Below are 17650 nucleotides of genomic sequence, written 5' to 3' on the forward strand. Positions count from 1 at the left end.
CGCGGGGCGATGGGGAGTGTCGGTCCGGAGTGGTGGAGTGGAGCCATGGACCAACGGATCAGCTTCCTCACCCTCGCCGTGGCCGACCTCGATGCGACCCGGCGCTTCTACCGCGACGGTCTCGGCTGGACGCCTGAGGTCGACGTGCCGGGGGAGGTGCTGATGTTCCGCGCGGGTCCCCAGCTCGTGCTGTCGCTGTGGGAGCGCTCGCACTTCGAGGGCGAGGTCGGCACCCTGATGACCGGACCCGGCGTCGCGCCGATCACGATCGCCCACAACGTCGCCGATCCGGCGGGTGTCGACGAGGTGCTGGCCGCTGCCGAGGCTGCCGGCTCGCCCCATGTCCAGGTCGCGGTGCAGCGGGACTGGGGTGGCTACACCGGCTACTTCGCGGACCCGGACGGCTATCGCTGGGAGATCGCGTTCAACCCCGACCCGGGGCTGGCTGGGATCGTCCTGCCTGACTGAGCCTCGTCGCGCAGTGCTGGTGCGAGGATGGGGCCGTGACCCTCGCAGCGGACGACCTGCTCGCGAGTGCGCTCGCCGATCTCGTGGCCGACATGCTCGAGCGCCGTCCGGCCGCACTGGCCGACGAACCGGACGCGGTTCACCAGCTGCGCACGACCATCCGACGGACCCGCAATCTGCTCGCGGCGTTCCGCGGGTGCTTCGAGCCGACCGCTGCGGGGGAGCTGGGAGCGGCGCTCGCTGCCCACGGCTCGGTGCTGGGGGAGTGTCGTGACCTGGAGGTGCGCGCGAGCGACGCGGCGTCGGCGCTCCAGACCCTGGGGCTCGCTGACGAGCTCGACCGCGCCGTGGTCGCGCCGCTGCGCTCGGGCCACGCGGTGGCGCACGCGGTGCTCGTCGCCTGGCACCGTGGCGCGGGCCTGGCCCACCTGGACGCCCAGCTGACGCGATGGTCGTCGGCGCCGCCACTGAGCGCCACGGCGGCGCGTCCGGCCGAACTCGTCGCGCCCCGCGCGGTACGCCGCCAGGTGCGTCGCGTGCTGAGGCGGGCCGACGAGGTGACGACCGGATCGCCGAGCGAGGAGCAGCTCCACGAGCTGCGCAAGGCTGCGCGCCGGTTGCGCCACACCGTCGACGTGGCGGGTCCGGCCGGCATCGACGGAGCCGTCGCCGTGGGCCGACTGGGGCAGGACGTGCAGGGCATGCTCGGCGACCAGCGCGACGCACTCCTGCTGGCCCGCCACGTGCGCGCCTGCTCCCGCGGCGCGGCCGACCGGGCGTCGTACGACCGGCTGGCGGAGCACGCGGAGGACCTCGCCGACGGAGCGCTGGCGGGGCTCGACGAGGCGCTCGAGGCACTGCGCGCGAGGGCCTCGTTCTGAGACGCGAGTCTTGCCATTCGGACGCCGCGCTAGGTTATTCGACGGCACGACGTGTGACGGCGTACGGTGAGCGCATGCATGACCAGCTTCTCGTACGCACCGGGCGCGCCGCCTGACATTGTCAGATCGACGCGTCCTGCCCCTCGTTGCCACTGCAACAGAGGGGTTTTTGTTTGCACGCAGGACCACATCGCACGACAGCACAGACAGGAATGAGTCGGATGACTGAGCAGCAGGGCTCGGGCGAGACCGTGACCGGAGCGCAGAGCCTCGTGCGCTCGCTCGAGGCGGCCGGTGTCACGGACATCTTCGGCATCCCCGGTGGCGCGATCCTCCCGGCGTACGACCCGCTGATGGACAGCAGCATCCGGCACATCCTGGTGCGCCACGAGCAGGGTGCCGGCCACGCCGCCCAGGGCTACGCCTCGGCGTCCGGCCGGGTCGGCGTCTGCATGGCGACCTCGGGCCCCGGGGCGACCAACCTGGTCACCCCCCTCGCGGACGCGCACATGGACTCGGTCCCGATGGTCGCCATCACCGGCCAGGTCGGTGCGGCGCTGATCGGTACCGACGCCTTCCAGGAAGCCGACATCCGCGGCATCACGATGCCGATCACCAAGCACAACTTCCTCGTGACCGACCCGGCCGAGATCCCGGTCCGGATCGCGGAGGCCTTCCACATCGCCTCCACCGGTCGTCCCGGTCCGGTCCTCGTCGACGTCACGAAGTCCGCGCTCCAGGCCAGCACGACCTTCGACTGGCCCGCCGAGATCAGCCTCCCCGGCTACCGCCCGGTCTCGCGCCCGCACGCCAAGCAGATCCGCGAGGCGGCCCGTCTGCTGCTCGAGTCCCGCAAGCCGGTCCTGTACGTCGGCGGCGGCACCATCCGCTCGCGTGCGTCCAAGGAGCTGCGGACCCTCGCCGAGCTCACCGGCATCCCGGTGGTCACCACCCTGATGGCGCGCGGCGCGTTCCCCGACAGCCACCCGCAGCACCTCGGCATGCCCGGCATGCACGGCACCGTCGCTGCGGTCGCCGCGCTCCAGAAGAGCGACCTGATCATCAGCCTCGGTGCCCGGTTCGACGACCGCGTCACGGGCAACCTCGACTCGTTCGCTCCCGGCGCCCGGATCATCCACGCCGACATCGACCCCGCCGAGATCGGCAAGAACCGGTTCACCGACGTCCCGATCGTCGGCGACATCCGCGAGGTCCTCGTCGACCTCATCACCACGATGCGCACCGAGGCCGATGCCGGCAACACCGGTGACTACGAGGGCTGGGTCGCGTTCTGTGCCGGCGTCAAGAAGACCTACGCGCTGGGCTACGAGAAGCCCGCCGACGGTGGCCTCGCGCCGCAGTACGTCATCGAGCGCCTCGGCGCGATCTCCGGCCCGGGCACGATCTACACCGCAGGCGTCGGCCAGCACCAGATGTGGGCAGCGCAGTTCGTCAGCTACGAGACCCCGAACACCTGGATCAACTCCGGTGGCCTGGGCACGATGGGCTTCGCCGTCCCCGGCGCGATGGGTGCCAAGGTCGCGATGCCGGACCAGACCGTGTGGGCGGTCGACGGTGACGGCTGCTTCCAGATGACCAATCAGGAGCTCGCGACCTGCGCGATCAACAACATCCCGATCAAGGTCGCCATCATCAACAACGAGTCGCTCGGCATGGTGCGCCAGTGGCAGACGCTGTTCTACAACTCGCGCTACTCCAACACCGACCTGCACTCCAAGCGGATCCCCGACTTCGTGAAGCTCGCCGAGGCGTACGGCTGCGTCGGCCTCGCCTGCGAGTCGCCCGACGACGTCGACGCGACGATCCGCAAGGCGATGGAGATCAACGACGTCCCGGTGGTCGTCGACTTCCGTGTCCACCGCGACGCCATGGTGTGGCCGATGGTCGCAGCCGGCACCAGCAACGACGAGATCAAGTACGCGCGCGACCTCGCGCCCCAGTTCGACGAGGACGACCTGTAAATGGCCAAGCACACGCTCTCCGTCCTCGTCGAGGACAAGCCCGGCGTCCTGGCGCGGATCTCCGCGCTGTTCAGTCGTCGCGGCTTCAACATCGAGTCGCTCGCGGTCGGTCCGACCGAGCACCCCGAGATCTCGCGGATGACCATCGTGGTCAACGTCGAGTCCTCGCCGCTCGAGCAGGTCACCAAGCAGCTCAACAAGCTGGTCGAGGTCATCAAGATCGTCGAGCTGGACCCGTCGTCCTCCGTCACCCGCGAGCTGGTGCTGGTCAAGGTCGCCGCGACCGCTGACAACCGCGGGGAGGTGCTGGACGTCGTCCAGCTCTTCCGTGCGAAGGTGATCGACGTGTCCTCGGACGCCATCACCATGCAGGTCGTCGGCAACGTCGACAAGATCGCCGACTTCCTGCGCGTGCTCGAGCCCTTCGGGATCCGCGAGCTCGTGCAGTCCGGCATGGTGGCCATCGGCCGGGGTGCACGCTCCATCTCGGAGCGCGGCAAGCCCGTCGCCGTCCCCGTGCCCCCAGCCGCCAACGCCTGATTTTCCACGCCCCATCCGCAGATCACACACAGATCACACACAGAGGAGAAGCCCCAGTGGCTGAGATGTTCTACGACGACGACGCCGACCTGTCCCTCATCCAGGGCAAGCACGTCGCGGTCATCGGTTACGGCAGCCAGGGCCACGCCCACGCGCTCAACCTCCGCGACTCCGGCGTCGACGTGCGCGTCGGCCTCAAGGAGGGCTCCACGAGCCGTGCCAAGGCGGAGGAGGAGGGCCTGCGCGTCCTCTCCGTGGCCGAGGCCGTCGAGGAGGCGAACGTCATCGTGATCCTCGCCCCCGACCAGTTCCAGCGCCACATCTACGCCGAGTCGATCGCGCCGCACATCACCGAGGGCGACACCCTCGTCTTCGGTCACGGCTTCAACATCCGCTTCGGCTACATCCAGCCGCCGGCCGGTGTCGACGTCATCCTCGTCGCGCCGAAGGCCCCGGGCCACACCGTGCGCCGCGAGTACGTCGCGGGCCGCGGCATCCCGGACATCATCGCCGTCGAGCAGGACGCCTCGGGCACCGCCTGGGACCTGGCCAAGTCGTACGCGAAGGGCATCGGCGGCACCCGCGCCGGCGTCATCAAGACCACCTTCACCGAGGAGACCGAGACCGACCTGTTCGGTGAGCAGTCGGTCCTCTGCGGCGGTGTCTCGCAGCTGGTGCAGTACGGCTACGAGACCCTCACCGAAGCGGGCTACCAGGGCGAGATCGCCTACTTCGAGGTGCTGCACGAGCTCAAGCTCATCGTGGACCTCATGTGGGAGGGCGGCATCGCCAAGCAGCGCTGGTCGGTCTCCGACACCGCTGAGTACGGCGACTACGTCTCCGGACCGCGCGTCATCGACCCGTCGGTGAAGGAGAACATGAAGGCCGTTCTCGCCGACATCCAGTCGGGCGCGTTCGCCGAGCGCTTCATCGCCGACCAGGACGCCGGCGCGCCGGAGTTCCTCGCGCTGCGCGAGAAGGGTGCGGCGCACCCGATCGAGGCCGTCGGCAAGACCCTGCGTGGCCACTTCTCGTGGAAGCAGACCGACGACGACTACACCGAGGGCTCTGCCGCGCGCTGATCCTCGACGTCGATCGACCCTCACCCCCGGAGCACTGCTCCGGGGGTTTGGTGTCGTCAGGGCACCTCGGCGTCGGTCAGCGACAACTGGTCGGCGAGGTGGTGCAGCAGCGCGCGAGCGGTCTCGTGGGTCAGGACGGTGCGCGGGCGTCGGTGCTCGAGTGACTCGATGAGCAGCCAGGTGCGGTCCTCGCCGACCTGTCGCCCGATCCGCACCCCGAGGGTCACCGCCTGCATCGATGCGGCGAGCGGCACCGTGTCGCCGGACCCCGCGACCGCAGGGAAGAGGGACGGTTCGCTCTGGTGGAACCGGTCCTCGGGGTGGTCGTCCTCGCCGTGCTCGCGCGCGCACCACGACGGACACGACTCGCCGAGCCAGGTGGGGCCGGTCCGTCCCCGGTCGGGCTCCGACTGCTCATCTGCTCCTGCCATGCGAAAACTCCCAAGAACTCGCTCCGTGACCAGGACCGTACGGGCCGGGTCAGACACGAGAGCCGTGGCCGACCTCGTTGTCCACAGCTTCGCGACCCGAACGATGATTACCATGCGAGTATGGTCGCCACTGCGTGGTCATACGGGGATGATGGTGGGCGTGGCGGACAAGCGTGTGGACATCAGCTGGACGACCTATGCGCGCGAGCTCGGCGTGAACCTGCGACGCATCCGGACCGAGCGGGGGCTCAGTCAGGAGCGGGTCGCCCACCTCGCCGGGATCGCGGGCTTCACCTACCAGAAGTTCGAGAAGGGCGAGTCGCGCCCGGGGACGCCGATGAACCCCCAGCTGCTGACCCTGCTGTCGCTGTGCCAGGTGCTCGAGGTCGCCCTGGTGGACCTGCTGCCCGACTTCGACCCCGAGCTCGAGAACGTCAGCCACTGACGCCGGGCCCGGCCGCTCGCGGCGTCCTGCCGGACGACGGCGAACGGCCCGGCCGCCGTGGCGACCGGACCGTTCGAGGTCAGCAGGTGCGAGCAGGAGTAGGGCTCACTTCACCTCGGAGCGCCGCAGGAAGAGCACGCCGACCATCAGCGGGACCAGGATCCAGATGGCGGTCGTCGACCCGAGCATCGCCCACTCCTTGGCGGTGTTGGTGGCGCCCTCGAAGAGGTTGACCTGGGTGTAGTTCCAGTCGATCCAGGGCTGCAGGTCCGCAAACCAGTCGCGCACCTCGGCGAGCAGGACCAGGATCCCCGGCATCACCAGGGACACCACGAAGTAGCCGACGATCGCGGCGGGCGAGTTGCGGAGGACGACGCCCAGGGTGAAGCCGATCGCCATGCCGACCAGGTTGCCCAGGATGATCTGCGGCACGGTCGAGGCGGAGATGTTCCAGACCGTGTCGACGCCCACGATCGCGGAGCCGACCAGGTTGCCGACGGCGCCGACCGCGAACGCGACGCCCATCGACACGAGGCCGACCAGGAAGGTCACCGTCGCCTTGGCCCGGATCACGCGGCCGCGGCTCGGGACGAGGGTGAAGGTCGTGAGCCCGCTGCGCTGGCTCCACTCGCTGGTGACACCCAGGATCGCGATCATCGGCAGCACGATCGACATGGGCATGCCGATCGCGGTCGCGAAGCTCTCGTAGGTGATCTCGCTGTCGGGCGCGAAGGTGATGACGGCGGCCGTCGCGATGATCGAGAGGACGCCGATGCTGACCATCAGCCAGAGGCCCGAGCGGGTGTCGAACATCTTGCGCAGCTCGACGTTGAGCACCCGGCGGTAGGGGATGGGGGCGGGTGCGGGCCGGGTGCGTTCGACGCGGTCAGCGGCGACGGGTACGGCGTCCAGGGTCGTGGCGGTCATGCCGCTGCTCCTTCGTGGTCGGTGCTGGCGCTGGTCTCGCGCTGGCTGTCGGCGGTGAGGGACAGGAACATCTCCTCGAGCCCGGCACCCTCGGCGGCCCGGAGCTCGGTGAGGGGGATGCCGGCAGCGAAGGCCGCGCGGCCGATGGTGGCGAGGTCGGCCTCGGCGAGCACAGCGCCCGCGGAGGTCGGCCGGGCGGTGATGCCCGCCGCCTCCAGGGCGGCGGCCAGGGCGGGACCGTCGCTCGCGCGGGCGAGGGTGCCGGCCCCGGCGAGCAGCTCGTCCTTGGTGCCCTGGGCGACGATCCGACCGTTGCCGATGACGACGATGTCGTCGGCGATGACCTCGATCTCGTGCAGCAGGTGCGAGGACAGCAGCACGGTGCCGCCGTCGTCGGCGAAGCCGCGCAGGAGGTCGCGCATCCACCGGATGCCAGCCGGGTCGAGTCCGTTGGCAGGCTCGTCGAGGATCAGCACCTCCGGGTTGCCGAGCAGGGCGGTGCCGATGCCCAGCCGCTGCCGCATGCCCAGGGAGTAGTTCCGCACCCGGCGGCTGGCCTCGTCCGGGGTCAGGCTGACCCGCTCGATCATCTCGTCGACCCGGGTGCGGGGCAGGCCCATCGTGAGGGCGGCGATGGTCAGGATCTCCCGGCCGGTGCGTCCGGCGTGCTGGGCGGAGGCGTCCAGCAGGACGCCGACCTCGCGGCCGGGGTCGGGGAGGTCTTTGAACCGGCGACCGAGCACGCGGACCTCGCCGCCTCCCGGTGCGGTGAGACCGACCATGACGCGCATGGTGGTCGACTTGCCGGCACCGTTGGGGCCGAGGAAGCCGGTGACCCGGCCCGGCTGCGCGGTGAACGACACGTCGTCGACAGCGGTGAAGCCGCCGTAGGACTTGGTGAGGGACTCGACTGTGATCATGTCGAGAAGACTGTCGGTCCGGCCCGGTGCGCCGCTTCGGGCAGATCCCTTGACCACCCCTGACCCGACCCCGAGACGTCTCAGGGGAAGCAATCAGGGCCCCGGGGCGTTGGCGTGGTCGTGCGTATCGAGATCTGGGCCGACGTCGTGTGTCCGTGGTGCTACATCGGCAAGCGCCGACTGGAGAAGGCCGTGGCCGGTTTCGATCACCGCGACGAGGTCGAGATCGTCTACCGCTCCTACGAGCTCGACCCGTTCGCGCCGGAGGTCGGCACCGAGTCGACGGTGACCGTGCTGGCCCGCAAGTTCAACGCCGACGAGGCCGCGACGCGCGAGATGATGGCGGGCGCCGACGAGGTGGCCGCCGCCGAGGGGCTGCACTTCGCGCACGGCGATGCGCTGCACGCCCGCACGCTGACCGCGCACCGCCTCCTGCACCTGGCCAAGGAGCACGGCCTCCAGCAGGCGCTGCTCGAGGAGGTCCTGGCGGCGTACTTCACCCGTGGGGAGTCGCTCGGTGACCACGACGTGCTCCGCGCTGCTGCCGCGGCGGCCGGCCTCGACGCGGCACGGGTCGAGGAGGTGCTCGCCAGCAAGGAGTACCGCGACGCCGTGATGGAGGACGTCGCCCAGGCGCGTGCCTACGGCTCGAGCGGCGTGCCGTTCTTCGTGGTCGACGGCCGCTTCGGCATCTCCGGCGCCCAGCCCACCGAGGTGTTCGAGCAGGCGCTCAGCCAGGCGTGGGACTCACGCGACGCCGGTTGATCCGAGGAATCCTCGCTGAGCAGGGGACTCCTGCACGAGGCGCCTCAGGGCAGCAGCAGGACAACGGTCTCGGCGACGCAGGCCGGCTTCGGCTCGCCCTCGATCTCGACCGTGTGCTGCACGGTGAGCTGCTTGCCGCTCGGGAGGTCGACGACGTCGCCCATCTTCACGTGCAGGCGGACCCGCTTGCCGACGAGGAGCGGCGTGGGGAAGCGCACCTTGTTGACGCCGTAGTTGAGCTTGGCGCCGGGCGTGCGCAGCGTGAAGACCTGGCTGCCGAGCCACGGAACGAGCGACAGGGTGAGGTAGCCGTGCGCGATCGTGCCGCCGAACGGACCCTCCTTGGCTCGCTCGAGGTCCACGTGGATCCACTGGTGGTCGCCGGTCGCGTCAGCGAACTGGTTGACGCGGCGCTGGTCGATGGTGACCCAGTCGCTGGTGCCGAGGTCGGTGCCGGCGGCCTCGGCGAGCTCTTCGAACGTGGTGAATACGCGCATGGGTTCAGACTCCTTCGTCGAGGCGGCCACCCCCTCGGGCCGTCGGTCCGACCCTAGGGGAGGCGCCTGACGGGGTGGCCGCCGCGTCCTCAGAATGGACGTCACTGAGGAAAGGCTAAGCAAACAGGCGTACATTGGACGATCGTGCTCGCCAACTTCCTCATCGGTCTGCGCGAGGGGCTGGAGGCAGCTCTCGTCGTCAGCATCCTCGTCGCCTACCTGGTGAAGTCCGAGCGACGTCACCTGCTGCGCCACGTCTGGACCGGAGTGGGTCTCGCGGTGCTGCTCAGCGTGGCCGTCACCCTGGGTCTCGGGTTCCAGTCTCGCCAGCTCGACTTCCGCTCCCAGGAGCTGATGGGCGGCACCCTGTCCCTCGTCGCGGTCGTCTTCGTGACCTGGATGGTCTTCTGGATGGCGGGCGCAGCGCGCTCGATGGCAGGGGAGCTGCGGGGTCGCATCGACGCGGCCGCCGGACGCTGGTGGTCGCTCGTGCTGCTGTCCTTCCTCGCCGTGGGCCGCGAGGGCCTCGAGACCGGTGTGCTGCTCTGGACCTTCGGCCGCACGGCCACCGGTCGCGACCAGCCCGACGGGTTCCAGACGACCGTCGAGCCCCTGCTCGCGGCGCTGCTGGGCATCGCGGTCGCCGTCGTGCTCGGCTACCTCATCTACCGCGGCGCGGTGAGCATCAACCTGACCTGGTTCTTCACGGTCACCGGCGTGCTGCTGATCCTCGTGGCCGGCGGCGTCCTGTCCTACGGAATCCACGACCTGCAGGAGATCGACGTCCTGCCCGGCCTGAACTCCACGTTGTACGACGTCTCCCACGTCATCGACCCCAACGCCTGGTACGGCGCCCTGCTCGGCGGGATGTTCAACTTCACGCCCGCGCCGACCGTGCTGGAGGCCGTCGCCTGGGTGCTGTACGTCGTCCCGGTCACCACCCTCTACCTGCGAGCCCTCCACCGCCGTACCCACTCCACCACGCCGGCGCCGGCCCGAGCCGCCGCCTCGAACGAAGGATCCACGTCGTGAAGCTGTCCTCCCTCTCCTCCCTCTCGGCGCTCGCCGTCGCCTCCACGCTCGTGCTCAGCGCGTGCGGGACCGAGAGCACGACGCCCGGCGAGAAGGGCGACCCGCGCTCGCTCACGGTGTCCTCGACCGCCGACGAGTGCGCGGTCTCCGCGACCGACGCACCGGCGGGCACGCTCGACTTCGCCGTGACCAACGGAGGGGACGAGGTGACGGAGTTCTACCTGCTGGCCGAGGACGGCCTCCGGATCCTCGGCGAGATCGAGAACATCGGTCCCAACACCAGCAAGACCCTGACCGTCGCGGTGCCCGAGGGCTCCTACGTCACGGCCTGCAAGCCGGGCATGGTCGGCGAGGGCATCCGTGCGGACTTCGCGGTCTCCGCCTCCGACGAGGAGGTCGAGGTGAGTGCCGACGAGGCCGTGCTGATCACCCAGGCCGAGAACAACTACCGCGCCTACGTGCAGGACCAGTCCGCGCAGCTGCTGGAGAAGACCAAGGAGTTCGTCGAGCTCTACGAGTCCGGCAAGGACGACGAGGCCCGTGCGCTCTACCCGGTCGCGCGCCAGCACTGGGAGCGCATCGAGACCGTCGCCGAGTCCTTCGGTGACCTCGACCCGAAGATGGACGCCCGCGAGGCGGACGTCGACTTCGCCGGTGGCGAGAAGTGGACCGGCTGGCACGTGATCGAGAAGGACCTGTGGCCGGCTCGCGCCGAGGGCTACCGGGCGCTGGGCACCACGCAGCGCGCGACCTTCGCCGACGACCTGCTCGCCAACACCACCACGCTCGACGAGCGGATCCAGAGCACGGGCGCTGACAAGCTCGACTACCCGATCGACTCCATCGCCAACGGTTCGCGCGGACTGCTCGAGGAGGTCGCGACGGGCAAGGTGACGGGCGAGGAGGAGTTCTGGTCGCGGACCGACCTGTGGGACTTCCAGGCCAACGTGGACGGTGCCCGGATCGCCTTCGAGGGTGTGCAGCCGGTCCTCGAGACCAAGGACGCCGCGCTCGCCGAGCAGCTCACCACCCGCTTCGCCGAGCTCCAGGAGCTGCTCGACAGCCACCGCGAGGGTGACGGTTTCGTCTCCTACGACGACCTGACCAAGGACGACGTCGACGCGCTCGCCGCCGCCGTCAACGCGTTGTCCGAGCCGCTGTCGCTCCTCACCGCCGCCGTCATCTCCTGACGGTGACCCAGAAGGCGACCCAGAAGTGATCCAGAAGTGACCCAGAAGGTCAGCAGGCGCGGGCTCCTCGGCGGCGGCATCACGGTCGGTGCCGCTGCCGGGGTGGCCGGCGCGTTCGCCGTCGGGCGCGGCACTGCGCCCGAGGCGCACGCCGCGGCACCGGTGGCGTCGTACCCCTTCCGTGGTGAGCGACAGGCGGGCATCGTCACGCCCGCCCAGGACCGGCTCCACTTCGTGGCGCTCGACGTCACCACCGGTGATCGCGAGCAGCTGATCGACCTGCTGCAGCGCTGGACCGCGGCGGCCGAGCGGATGACCCAGGGCGGCTCCGCCGGACCCGTCGGACCCGTCGAGGGGTCGACCGACCTCCCGCCGGACGACACCGGTGAGGCGATCGGCCTGCCCGCGAGCAGGTTGACGATCACCTTCGGGTTCGGCCCGACGCTCTTCCGTGACGCGGAGGGCACGGACCGCTTCGGCATCGCCGACCGCCGCCCCGACGCGCTCGAGCCGTTGCCGCACTTCTCGGCGGACATCGACGATCCCGCGCGCAGCGGGGGAGACATCTGCATCCAGGCCTGCGCCGACGACCCGCAGGTCGCGGTGCACGCGATCCGCAACCTGGTCCGGATGGGGTTCGGGGTGACCGCCGTGCGCTGGTCGCAGCTCGGTTTCGGTCGTACGTCGACCACCTCGACCAGCCAGGACACCCCGCGCAACCTCTTCGGCTTCAAGGACGGCACGGCCAACGTCAAGGCCGAGGAGGGCCCGGCCCTCGACGAGCACGTCTGGGTCGCGGAGTCGGACCACGCCGCGTCCGCATGGCTCACCGGCGGCTCGTACCTCGTGGTCCGTCGGATCAACATGACCATCGAGGTCTGGGACCGGCAGCCGCTGGGGGACCAGGAGCGGTTCGTCGGCCGGACCAAGGACTCCGGCGCACCGCTCTCGGGCGGTGAGGAGTTCACCGAGCCCGACTTCGACCTGCCCGGCCGCGGGGGCCCGATCATCCCGGTCGACGCCCACGTGCGGATCGTCCATCCGGACCAGAACGACGGCGCCCGGATGCTTCGGCGGGGCTACAACTTCGTCGACGGCAGCGATGACATCGGCGGCCTCAACGCGGGCCTCTTCTTCATCGCCTACGTCCGCGACCCCCGCACCGATTTCATCCCCGTGCAGCGCGCGATGGCAGCCAGCGATGCGCTGATGGAGTACCTCCGCTTCACGGGGTCGGCCCTGTTCGCGGTGCCGCCCGGCACGGCTCCGGGAGAGTACGTCGGACAGGCGCTTTTCGCCTGATCCGGTGGAGGTACTGTGGCGACACGCACAGCGCTGTGCCGTCACCTCCATCCGCACCATCCTGCGAAGGACACCGCTGTGGCTGCCCCGATTGCACGTCCCGTCGTTCTCATCGCCGAAGAGCTGAGCCCTGCCACCGTCGAGGCGCTCGGACCGGACTTCGAGATCCGCCACTGCAACGGCGCCGACCGTGCCGAGCTGCTCCCGGCCATCGCCGAGGTGGACGCCATCCTGGTGCGCTCGGCGACGAAGGTGGACGCCGAGGCGCTCGCCGCTGCGAAGCGGCTCAAGGTCATCGCGCGTGCCGGAGTCGGCCTCGACAACGTCGACGTGAAGGCCGCCACGCAGTCCGGCGTCATGGTGGTCAACGCCCCCACGTCCAACATCGTGTCCGCCGCCGAGCTCGCCGTCGCGCTGATGCTCGCCGCGGCCCGCCACGTGTCGCCCGCCCACGCCGCGCTGCGCAACGGCGAGTGGAAGCGGTCGAAGTACACCGGCATCGAGCTCTTCGAGAAGACCGTGGGCATCGTCGGCCTCGGCCGGATCGGTGTGCTGGTCGCGCAGCGGCTCGCCGCCTTCGGGATGACCGTCATCGCCTACGACCCCTACGTCCAGCCGGGCCGTGCGGCCCAGATGGGCGTGCGCCTGGTCGACCTCGAGACGTTGATGGCGGAGTCGGACTTCATGTCGGTGCACCTGCCCAAGACGCCCGAGACCGCCGGTCTCATCGGTGCCGAGCAGCTCGCCCGGGCCAAGCCCTCACTCGTGCTGGTCAACGCCGCCCGCGGCGGCATCGTGGACGAGCCGGCCCTGTACGACGCGCTCAAGACCGGTCGCATCGCTGCGGCCGGCCTCGACGTGTTCGCCAAGGAGCCCTGCACCGACAGCCCGCTCTTCGAGCTGGAGAACGTCGTCGCGACGCCGCACCTCGGCGCCTCGACCGACGAGGCCCAGGAGAAGGCCGGCATCGCCGTCGCCAAGTCGGTGCGCCTCGCGCTGTCGGGCGAGCTCGTCCCCGACGCCGTCAACGTCCAGGGCGGGGTCATCGCCGAGGACGTGCGCCCCGGGATCCCGCTCACCGAGAAGCTCGGCCAGATCTTCACGGCGGTGGCCGGCGAGGTCGCCCAGAGCCTCGACGTCGAGGTCCGCGGCGAGATCGCCGAGCACGACGTCACGGTGCTCGAGCTCGCCGCGCTCAAGGGCGTCTTCAGCACTGTCGTCGAGGACCAGGTGTCCTACGTCAACGCGCCGCTGCTCGCAGCGGAGCGCGGCATCGCCGTACGCCTCGTGACGGAGGGCGAGAGCCCCGACCACCGCAACCTGATCACGCTGCGCGGCACCCTCGCCGACGGTTCGCAGGTCTCGGTCAGCGGCACGCTCGTCGGGCTGGCCCAGCGCGAGCGGCTGGTCGAGGTCAACGGCTTCATCGTCGACATCGACCCGACCGACCACCTCGCGTTCTTCACCTACGTCGACCGCCCGGGCATGGTCGGCACCGTCGGCCAGATCCTCGGTCAGGCCCAGGTCAACATCGCCGGGATGCAGGTCTCCCGCGAGACCAAGGGCGGGGAGGCGCTGGTCGCGCTGTCCGTCGACTCCGCCATCCCGGCCGAGACGCTCGCCGAGATCGAGGTGGCCATCGAGGCGACCTCGATCCGTGCGGTGGACCTCATCTGAGCCGACCCTGGGCCGCTCAGGCGACGAGGAAGGGCTCGTTGCCCGACGGTGCAGTCCTCGCCCCACCTCGCCCGGACGTCACGACCGTCCAGGCAGCGGCGATCCGTTCGACCGCCTCGACGAGCTCGGCCGCAGCGATCGCGTAGGGCAGGCGGACGTAGCGGTCCAGCCCGCCCTCGGGGGCGAACGACGGTCCCGGCGCCAGCAGGACGCCGTGGCGCTCGGCCTCGGTGGACAGGGCGGTCGCGCCGGCAGCCGGCAGGTGGCACCACAGCGCCATGCCGCCCTCGGGATGACGGAAGGTCCAGTCCGGCAGGTGGTGGCGCAGAGCGCCGGCCATGGCATCGCGCTGTTCCACGAGTCGCCGCCGCTGGATGTCGAGCAGGGCGTCCATCTCGCCGGTGAGCAGCCGGGCCAGCACGAGCTGTTCGAGCACCGGCGCGCCGAGGTCCAGGCCGACGCGGGCGCGGGTCAGTCGGTCGACCAGGGCGTGGGGCGCGCGGATCCAGCCCAGTCGCAGGCCGCCCCAGACACTCTTGCTGGCGCTCCCCACGCAGATGGCGTCGGTGCTGTGGCTCGCAAAGGGCCGCAGCGCCAGGGCGGTCGGGTCGCCGTCGAGCCGAAGCAGGTGGTGCGCCTCGTCGACGACCGCCACTGCGTCGTGGCGGGCGAGCATGCGGGCGTACGTCGCACGGTCGGCCTCCGACATCTGGAGTCCGGTCGGGTTGTGGAAGTCCGGCATCACGTGGACCAGGCGTGGGCGGTGGCGAACCAGCGCGCTCTCGATCGCGTCGAGGTCCCAGCCGAAGGGGTCGAGCGCGATCGTCGCGAGGCGGCCGCCGCCGGTGCGCAGCGCCTGGACGGCGTTGGGGTAGGTCGGCGACTCCATCAGCACCGTGTCGCGGGGACCGGCCAGCGCCGCGCCGATGACGGCGGTCGCCGCGAGGGCACCAGGGGTGACGATGACCTGGTCGGGATCGGTCGGCAGGCCGCGGGCGTCGTACGTCGCGGCGATGGCGGCCTGCAGGTCCGGCATCCCGGCCGGGAAGTACCCGTGCCCGCCGAGGTGGGCGGGCAGGTCCGCGGCCGCCTCGGCGTACAACGCGGCGATGCCCGGCGGTGCGGTGGCGGCGGCGCAGACCAGGTCGATCACGCCCTTGCCGACGTCGCTGGGCCACAGGGCGCGGTCCAGCGCACGGGTGCGCCCGCCGGGGAGTCGCGTGAAGGTGCCGGCGCCCTGGCGGGCCTCGGCGTAGGAGGAGTCGCGCAGGACGGCGTAGGCACGGGTGACGGTGGTGCGCGAGACGCCGAGCGCCTCGGTCAGGTCGCGCTCGCTCGGCAACCGGGTGGCGTAGCCGATGCGTCCGTCGCCGATCAGCTCGCGCAGGGCATCGGCCAGGCCGACGTAGGCAGGGGAGCGGTCGAAGCCCTCGACGAGGGCAGCCAGTCGCGCCGCCGAGAGGGTCGTCGAAGTGGACTGTGCCATGCAGTCCATTGAATCACGATTGGCTATTTGGCAACAGTCCAATCGACGTCATCATGGAGTCATGTCCACCGCCGCCGCGACGCCCCGGAGCGTCACCCCGCTCCTCGACCTCGGCCCCATCGCGCAGCTGCGCGCCGGCCGGCTGCCGCGTCGGCTCGTCCAGCTCTACCTCGGGCTCTGGTTGTACGGCGTCAGCCTGGCGCTGATGGTCCTGGGCAACATCGGACTGGCGCCGTGGGACGTGCTCCACTCGGGCTTCATCCGCCACGTGCCGATCTCGCTCGGCCAGGCGGTGGTGCTGTTCAGCTTCGTGGTGCTCGTGCTGTGGATCCCGCTGCGCGAGAAGCCCGGCCTCGGCACGATCTCGAACGCGCTCGTCGTCGGCCTCGCCGCCGACGTGACCCTCGCGATGTTCGACGCGCCGGACGCGATCGCGGCCCGTGGCGCCCTGATGGTGGGCGGCATCGTGCTCTGCGGCCTCGCGACGGCGCTCTACATCGGCGCCCAGTTCGGCCGCGGCCCGCGCGACGGACTGATGACCGGACTGCACCGTCGTACGGGCCTCTCGCTCCGCCTGGTCCGCACCGGACTCGAGGTCACCGTGGTCGTGATCGGGCTGGTGCTCGGCGGAACGCTCGGTGTCGGAACCGTCGCCTACGCCCTGACGATCGGCCCGATCGCGCAGTGGATGATGCCGTGGTTCCTGGTCGACCTCGGAGGTTCCCCTGATCCGGACCCTGATTTGCTCCCCTGACCCTGCATGAACCAAGGGTTCGCTGGATAGGCTCGCCCCATGACCACCGACGGTTCCCAGGCCGCTGCTCCTGAGCCCAGCCCCCTCGCACCCCCCGAGCCCGTCATCACGCTGACCGCTCCTGAGGCGGCTGCGCCCGTCGTCGAGACCCAGGCGCCGAAGATGGCACCGCAGGTCGACGTGGCGATGGTGCCCGAGCTCGACGCGAAGGTCGACAACTTCCTGACCTCGCTGACCAACACCAAGGCAGGCAGCCCTGAGTTCGCGGCGCAGGCCGAGAACGTCCGCACGATGGGCGACTCCGACATCCGCAAGGCGGCCGAGACGTCCAACCGGATGCTCGACAAGCCGGTGATGGCGCTCAAGTCCGGCGGCATCTCGGAGGGCTCGACGGTCGGCAAGACCCTGCTCGACCTCCGCCGCACGGTCGAGGACCTCGACCCGGGCCAGGCCACGGGTGCGAAGAAGTGGTGGAACAAGCTGCCCTTCAACGACAAGGTCGAGGACTACTTCCGCAAGTACCAGTCCTCGCAGTCGCAGCTCAACGGCATCCTGCACTCGCTGCGCAGCGGACAGGACGAGCTGACCAAGGACAACGTCGCGCTCAACCTGGAGAAGTCGAACCTCTGGTCCGTGATGGGCCGTCTCAACCAGTACATCTACGTCGCCGAGAAGCTCGACGCCAAGCTCTCCGCGAAGATCGCCGAGCTCGAGCTCAGCGACCCGGAGACGGCGAAGTCGCTCTCGCAGGACGTGCTGTTCTACGTCCGGCAGAAGCACCAGGACCTGTTGACCCAGCTCGCCGTGTCGATCCAGGCCTACCTGGCGATCGACATCATCATCAAGAACAACATCGAGCTCATCAAGGGTGTCGACCGGGCGAGCACGACGACCATCTCGGCGCTCCGCACGGCCGTGATCGTCGCGCAGGCGCTGAGCAACCAGAAGCTCGTCCTCGACCAGATCACGGCGCTCAACACCACGACGTCGAACATGATCCAGCGGACCTCGGAGATGCTGAAGGAGAACTCGGCGGCCATCCAGGAGCAGGCGGCGTCCTCGACGATCGGGATCGAGCAGCTGCAGGCCGCGTTCGCCAACATCTACGCGACGATGGACTCGATCGACGAGTTCAAGCTCAAGGCGCTCGACAACATGTCGACCACGATCGGCGTGCTGGAGAACGAGGTCCAGAAGTCCAAGGCCTACATCGACCGCGTCCAGACGCACGATTCGCGCAACGCCGCGGGCACGCTCGACATCGGCTGATC

Annotated in this window: 18 protein-coding genes; 13 read left to right on the forward strand and 5 right to left on the reverse strand. The window is 70.1% G+C overall.

Annotated features, from left to right (window positions below; all coding sequences use genetic code 11):
* Positions 1-45: 45 nt before the first annotated feature.
* From ASE01_RS11460 to ilvC, 5 genes are all read left to right on the forward strand, one after another.
* A complete protein-coding gene (locus tag ASE01_RS11460; protein WP_056751227.1) occupies positions 46-468 on the forward strand; it encodes a VOC family protein in 423 nt (140 codons plus the stop codon).
* A 35-nt stretch (positions 469-503) separates the two neighbouring features.
* Positions 504-1349 carry a CHAD domain-containing protein gene (locus tag ASE01_RS11465; protein ID WP_056751230.1) on the forward strand — a complete coding sequence of 282 codons (846 nt, stop codon included), beginning with the start codon at positions 504-506 and terminating at the stop codon, positions 1347-1349.
* Positions 1350-1570: 221 nt separating this feature from the next.
* Positions 1571-3331: an acetolactate synthase large subunit gene (locus tag ASE01_RS11470; RefSeq protein ID WP_056751233.1), complete on the forward strand. Its 1761-nt coding sequence runs from the start codon at positions 1571-1573 to the stop codon at positions 3329-3331.
* Entirely contained in the window at positions 3332-3871 is a 540-nt protein-coding gene (gene ilvN / locus ASE01_RS11475; RefSeq protein WP_056751235.1) for an acetolactate synthase small subunit, read from the forward strand.
* Positions 3872-3927: 56 nt separating this feature from the next.
* A complete protein-coding gene (gene ilvC, locus ASE01_RS11480) occupies positions 3928-4953 on the forward strand; it encodes a ketol-acid reductoisomerase (RefSeq protein WP_056751238.1) in 1026 nt (341 codons plus the stop codon).
* Between the two features lie 56 nt (positions 4954-5009).
* On the opposite strand, the gene ASE01_RS11485 is transcribed toward ilvC, so the two are convergent.
* Complete coding sequence (locus ASE01_RS11485) at positions 5010-5384, reverse strand: DUF6907 domain-containing protein (RefSeq protein ID WP_056751241.1); 375 nt, start codon at positions 5382-5384, stop codon at positions 5010-5012.
* A gap of 160 nt (positions 5385-5544) precedes the next feature.
* On the opposite strand from ASE01_RS11485, the gene ASE01_RS11490 reads away from it, so the two are divergent.
* Entirely contained in the window at positions 5545-5829 is a 285-nt protein-coding gene (locus ASE01_RS11490) for a helix-turn-helix domain-containing protein (RefSeq protein WP_235535956.1), read from the forward strand.
* Positions 5830-5934: 105 nt separating this feature from the next.
* Here ASE01_RS11490 and ASE01_RS11495 read toward each other — a convergent pair whose 3' ends face one another.
* Complete coding sequence (locus tag ASE01_RS11495) at positions 5935-6756, reverse strand: ABC transporter permease subunit (RefSeq protein WP_056751247.1); 822 nt, start codon at positions 6754-6756, stop codon at positions 5935-5937.
* Complete coding sequence (locus ASE01_RS11500) at positions 6753-7676, reverse strand: ABC transporter ATP-binding protein (protein ID WP_056751250.1); 924 nt, start codon at positions 7674-7676, stop codon at positions 6753-6755. The genes ASE01_RS11495 and ASE01_RS11500 overlap by 4 nt, the downstream gene beginning before the upstream one ends.
* Positions 7677-7796: 120 nt before the next feature.
* Here ASE01_RS11500 and ASE01_RS11505 point away from each other — a divergent pair, with 120 nt between their 5' ends.
* Positions 7797-8441, forward strand: a complete 645-nt coding sequence (locus ASE01_RS11505; protein ID WP_056752172.1) for a DsbA family oxidoreductase — start codon at positions 7797-7799, stop codon at positions 8439-8441.
* A 44-nt stretch (positions 8442-8485) separates the two neighbouring features.
* Here ASE01_RS11505 and ASE01_RS11510 read toward each other — a convergent pair whose 3' ends face one another.
* Positions 8486-8938: a MaoC family dehydratase gene (locus ASE01_RS11510; protein WP_056751252.1), complete on the reverse strand. Its 453-nt coding sequence runs from the start codon at positions 8936-8938 to the stop codon at positions 8486-8488.
* Positions 8939-9082: 144 nt separating this feature from the next.
* Between ASE01_RS11510 and efeU the strand changes: the two genes are divergently transcribed.
* The 4 genes from efeU to serA all read left to right on the forward strand — a co-directional run bounded on the left by efeU (position 9083) and on the right by serA (position 14139).
* Positions 9083-9970, forward strand: coding sequence for an iron uptake transporter permease EfeU (gene efeU, locus ASE01_RS11515; protein ID WP_200958819.1), 888 nt, complete (start codon positions 9083-9085; stop codon positions 9968-9970).
* Positions 9967-11160, forward strand: a complete 1194-nt coding sequence (gene efeO / locus ASE01_RS11520) for an iron uptake system protein EfeO (RefSeq protein ID WP_056751258.1) — start codon at positions 9967-9969, stop codon at positions 11158-11160. The genes efeU and efeO overlap by 4 nt, the downstream gene beginning before the upstream one ends.
* A gap of 36 nt (positions 11161-11196) precedes the next feature.
* Complete coding sequence (gene efeB / locus ASE01_RS11525) at positions 11197-12462, forward strand: iron uptake transporter deferrochelatase/peroxidase subunit (RefSeq protein WP_056751260.1); 1266 nt, start codon at positions 11197-11199, stop codon at positions 12460-12462.
* Positions 12463-12540: 78 nt separating this feature from the next.
* Positions 12541-14139, forward strand: coding sequence for a phosphoglycerate dehydrogenase (gene serA, locus ASE01_RS11530; protein ID WP_235535957.1), 1599 nt, complete (start codon positions 12541-12543; stop codon positions 14137-14139).
* Positions 14140-14155: 16 nt separating this feature from the next.
* Here serA and ASE01_RS11535 read toward each other — a convergent pair whose 3' ends face one another.
* Complete coding sequence (locus tag ASE01_RS11535) at positions 14156-15625, reverse strand: PLP-dependent aminotransferase family protein (protein WP_056751263.1); 1470 nt, start codon at positions 15623-15625, stop codon at positions 14156-14158.
* A gap of 61 nt (positions 15626-15686) precedes the next feature.
* Between ASE01_RS11535 and ASE01_RS11540 the strand changes: the two genes are divergently transcribed.
* Positions 15687-16379, forward strand: coding sequence for a YczE/YyaS/YitT family protein (locus ASE01_RS11540; protein ID WP_056751267.1), 693 nt, complete (start codon positions 15687-15689; stop codon positions 16377-16379).
* Between the two features lie 39 nt (positions 16380-16418).
* On the forward strand, positions 16419-17648 hold the full coding sequence (locus tag ASE01_RS11545) for a toxic anion resistance protein (protein WP_056751270.1): 1230 nt from the start codon (positions 16419-16421) through the stop codon (positions 17646-17648).
* Positions 17649-17650: the final 2 nt, after the last annotated feature.

The organism is Nocardioides sp. Root190 (assembly GCF_001428565.1).
Classification (GTDB): Bacteria; Actinomycetota; Actinomycetes; order Propionibacteriales; family Nocardioidaceae; genus Nocardioides.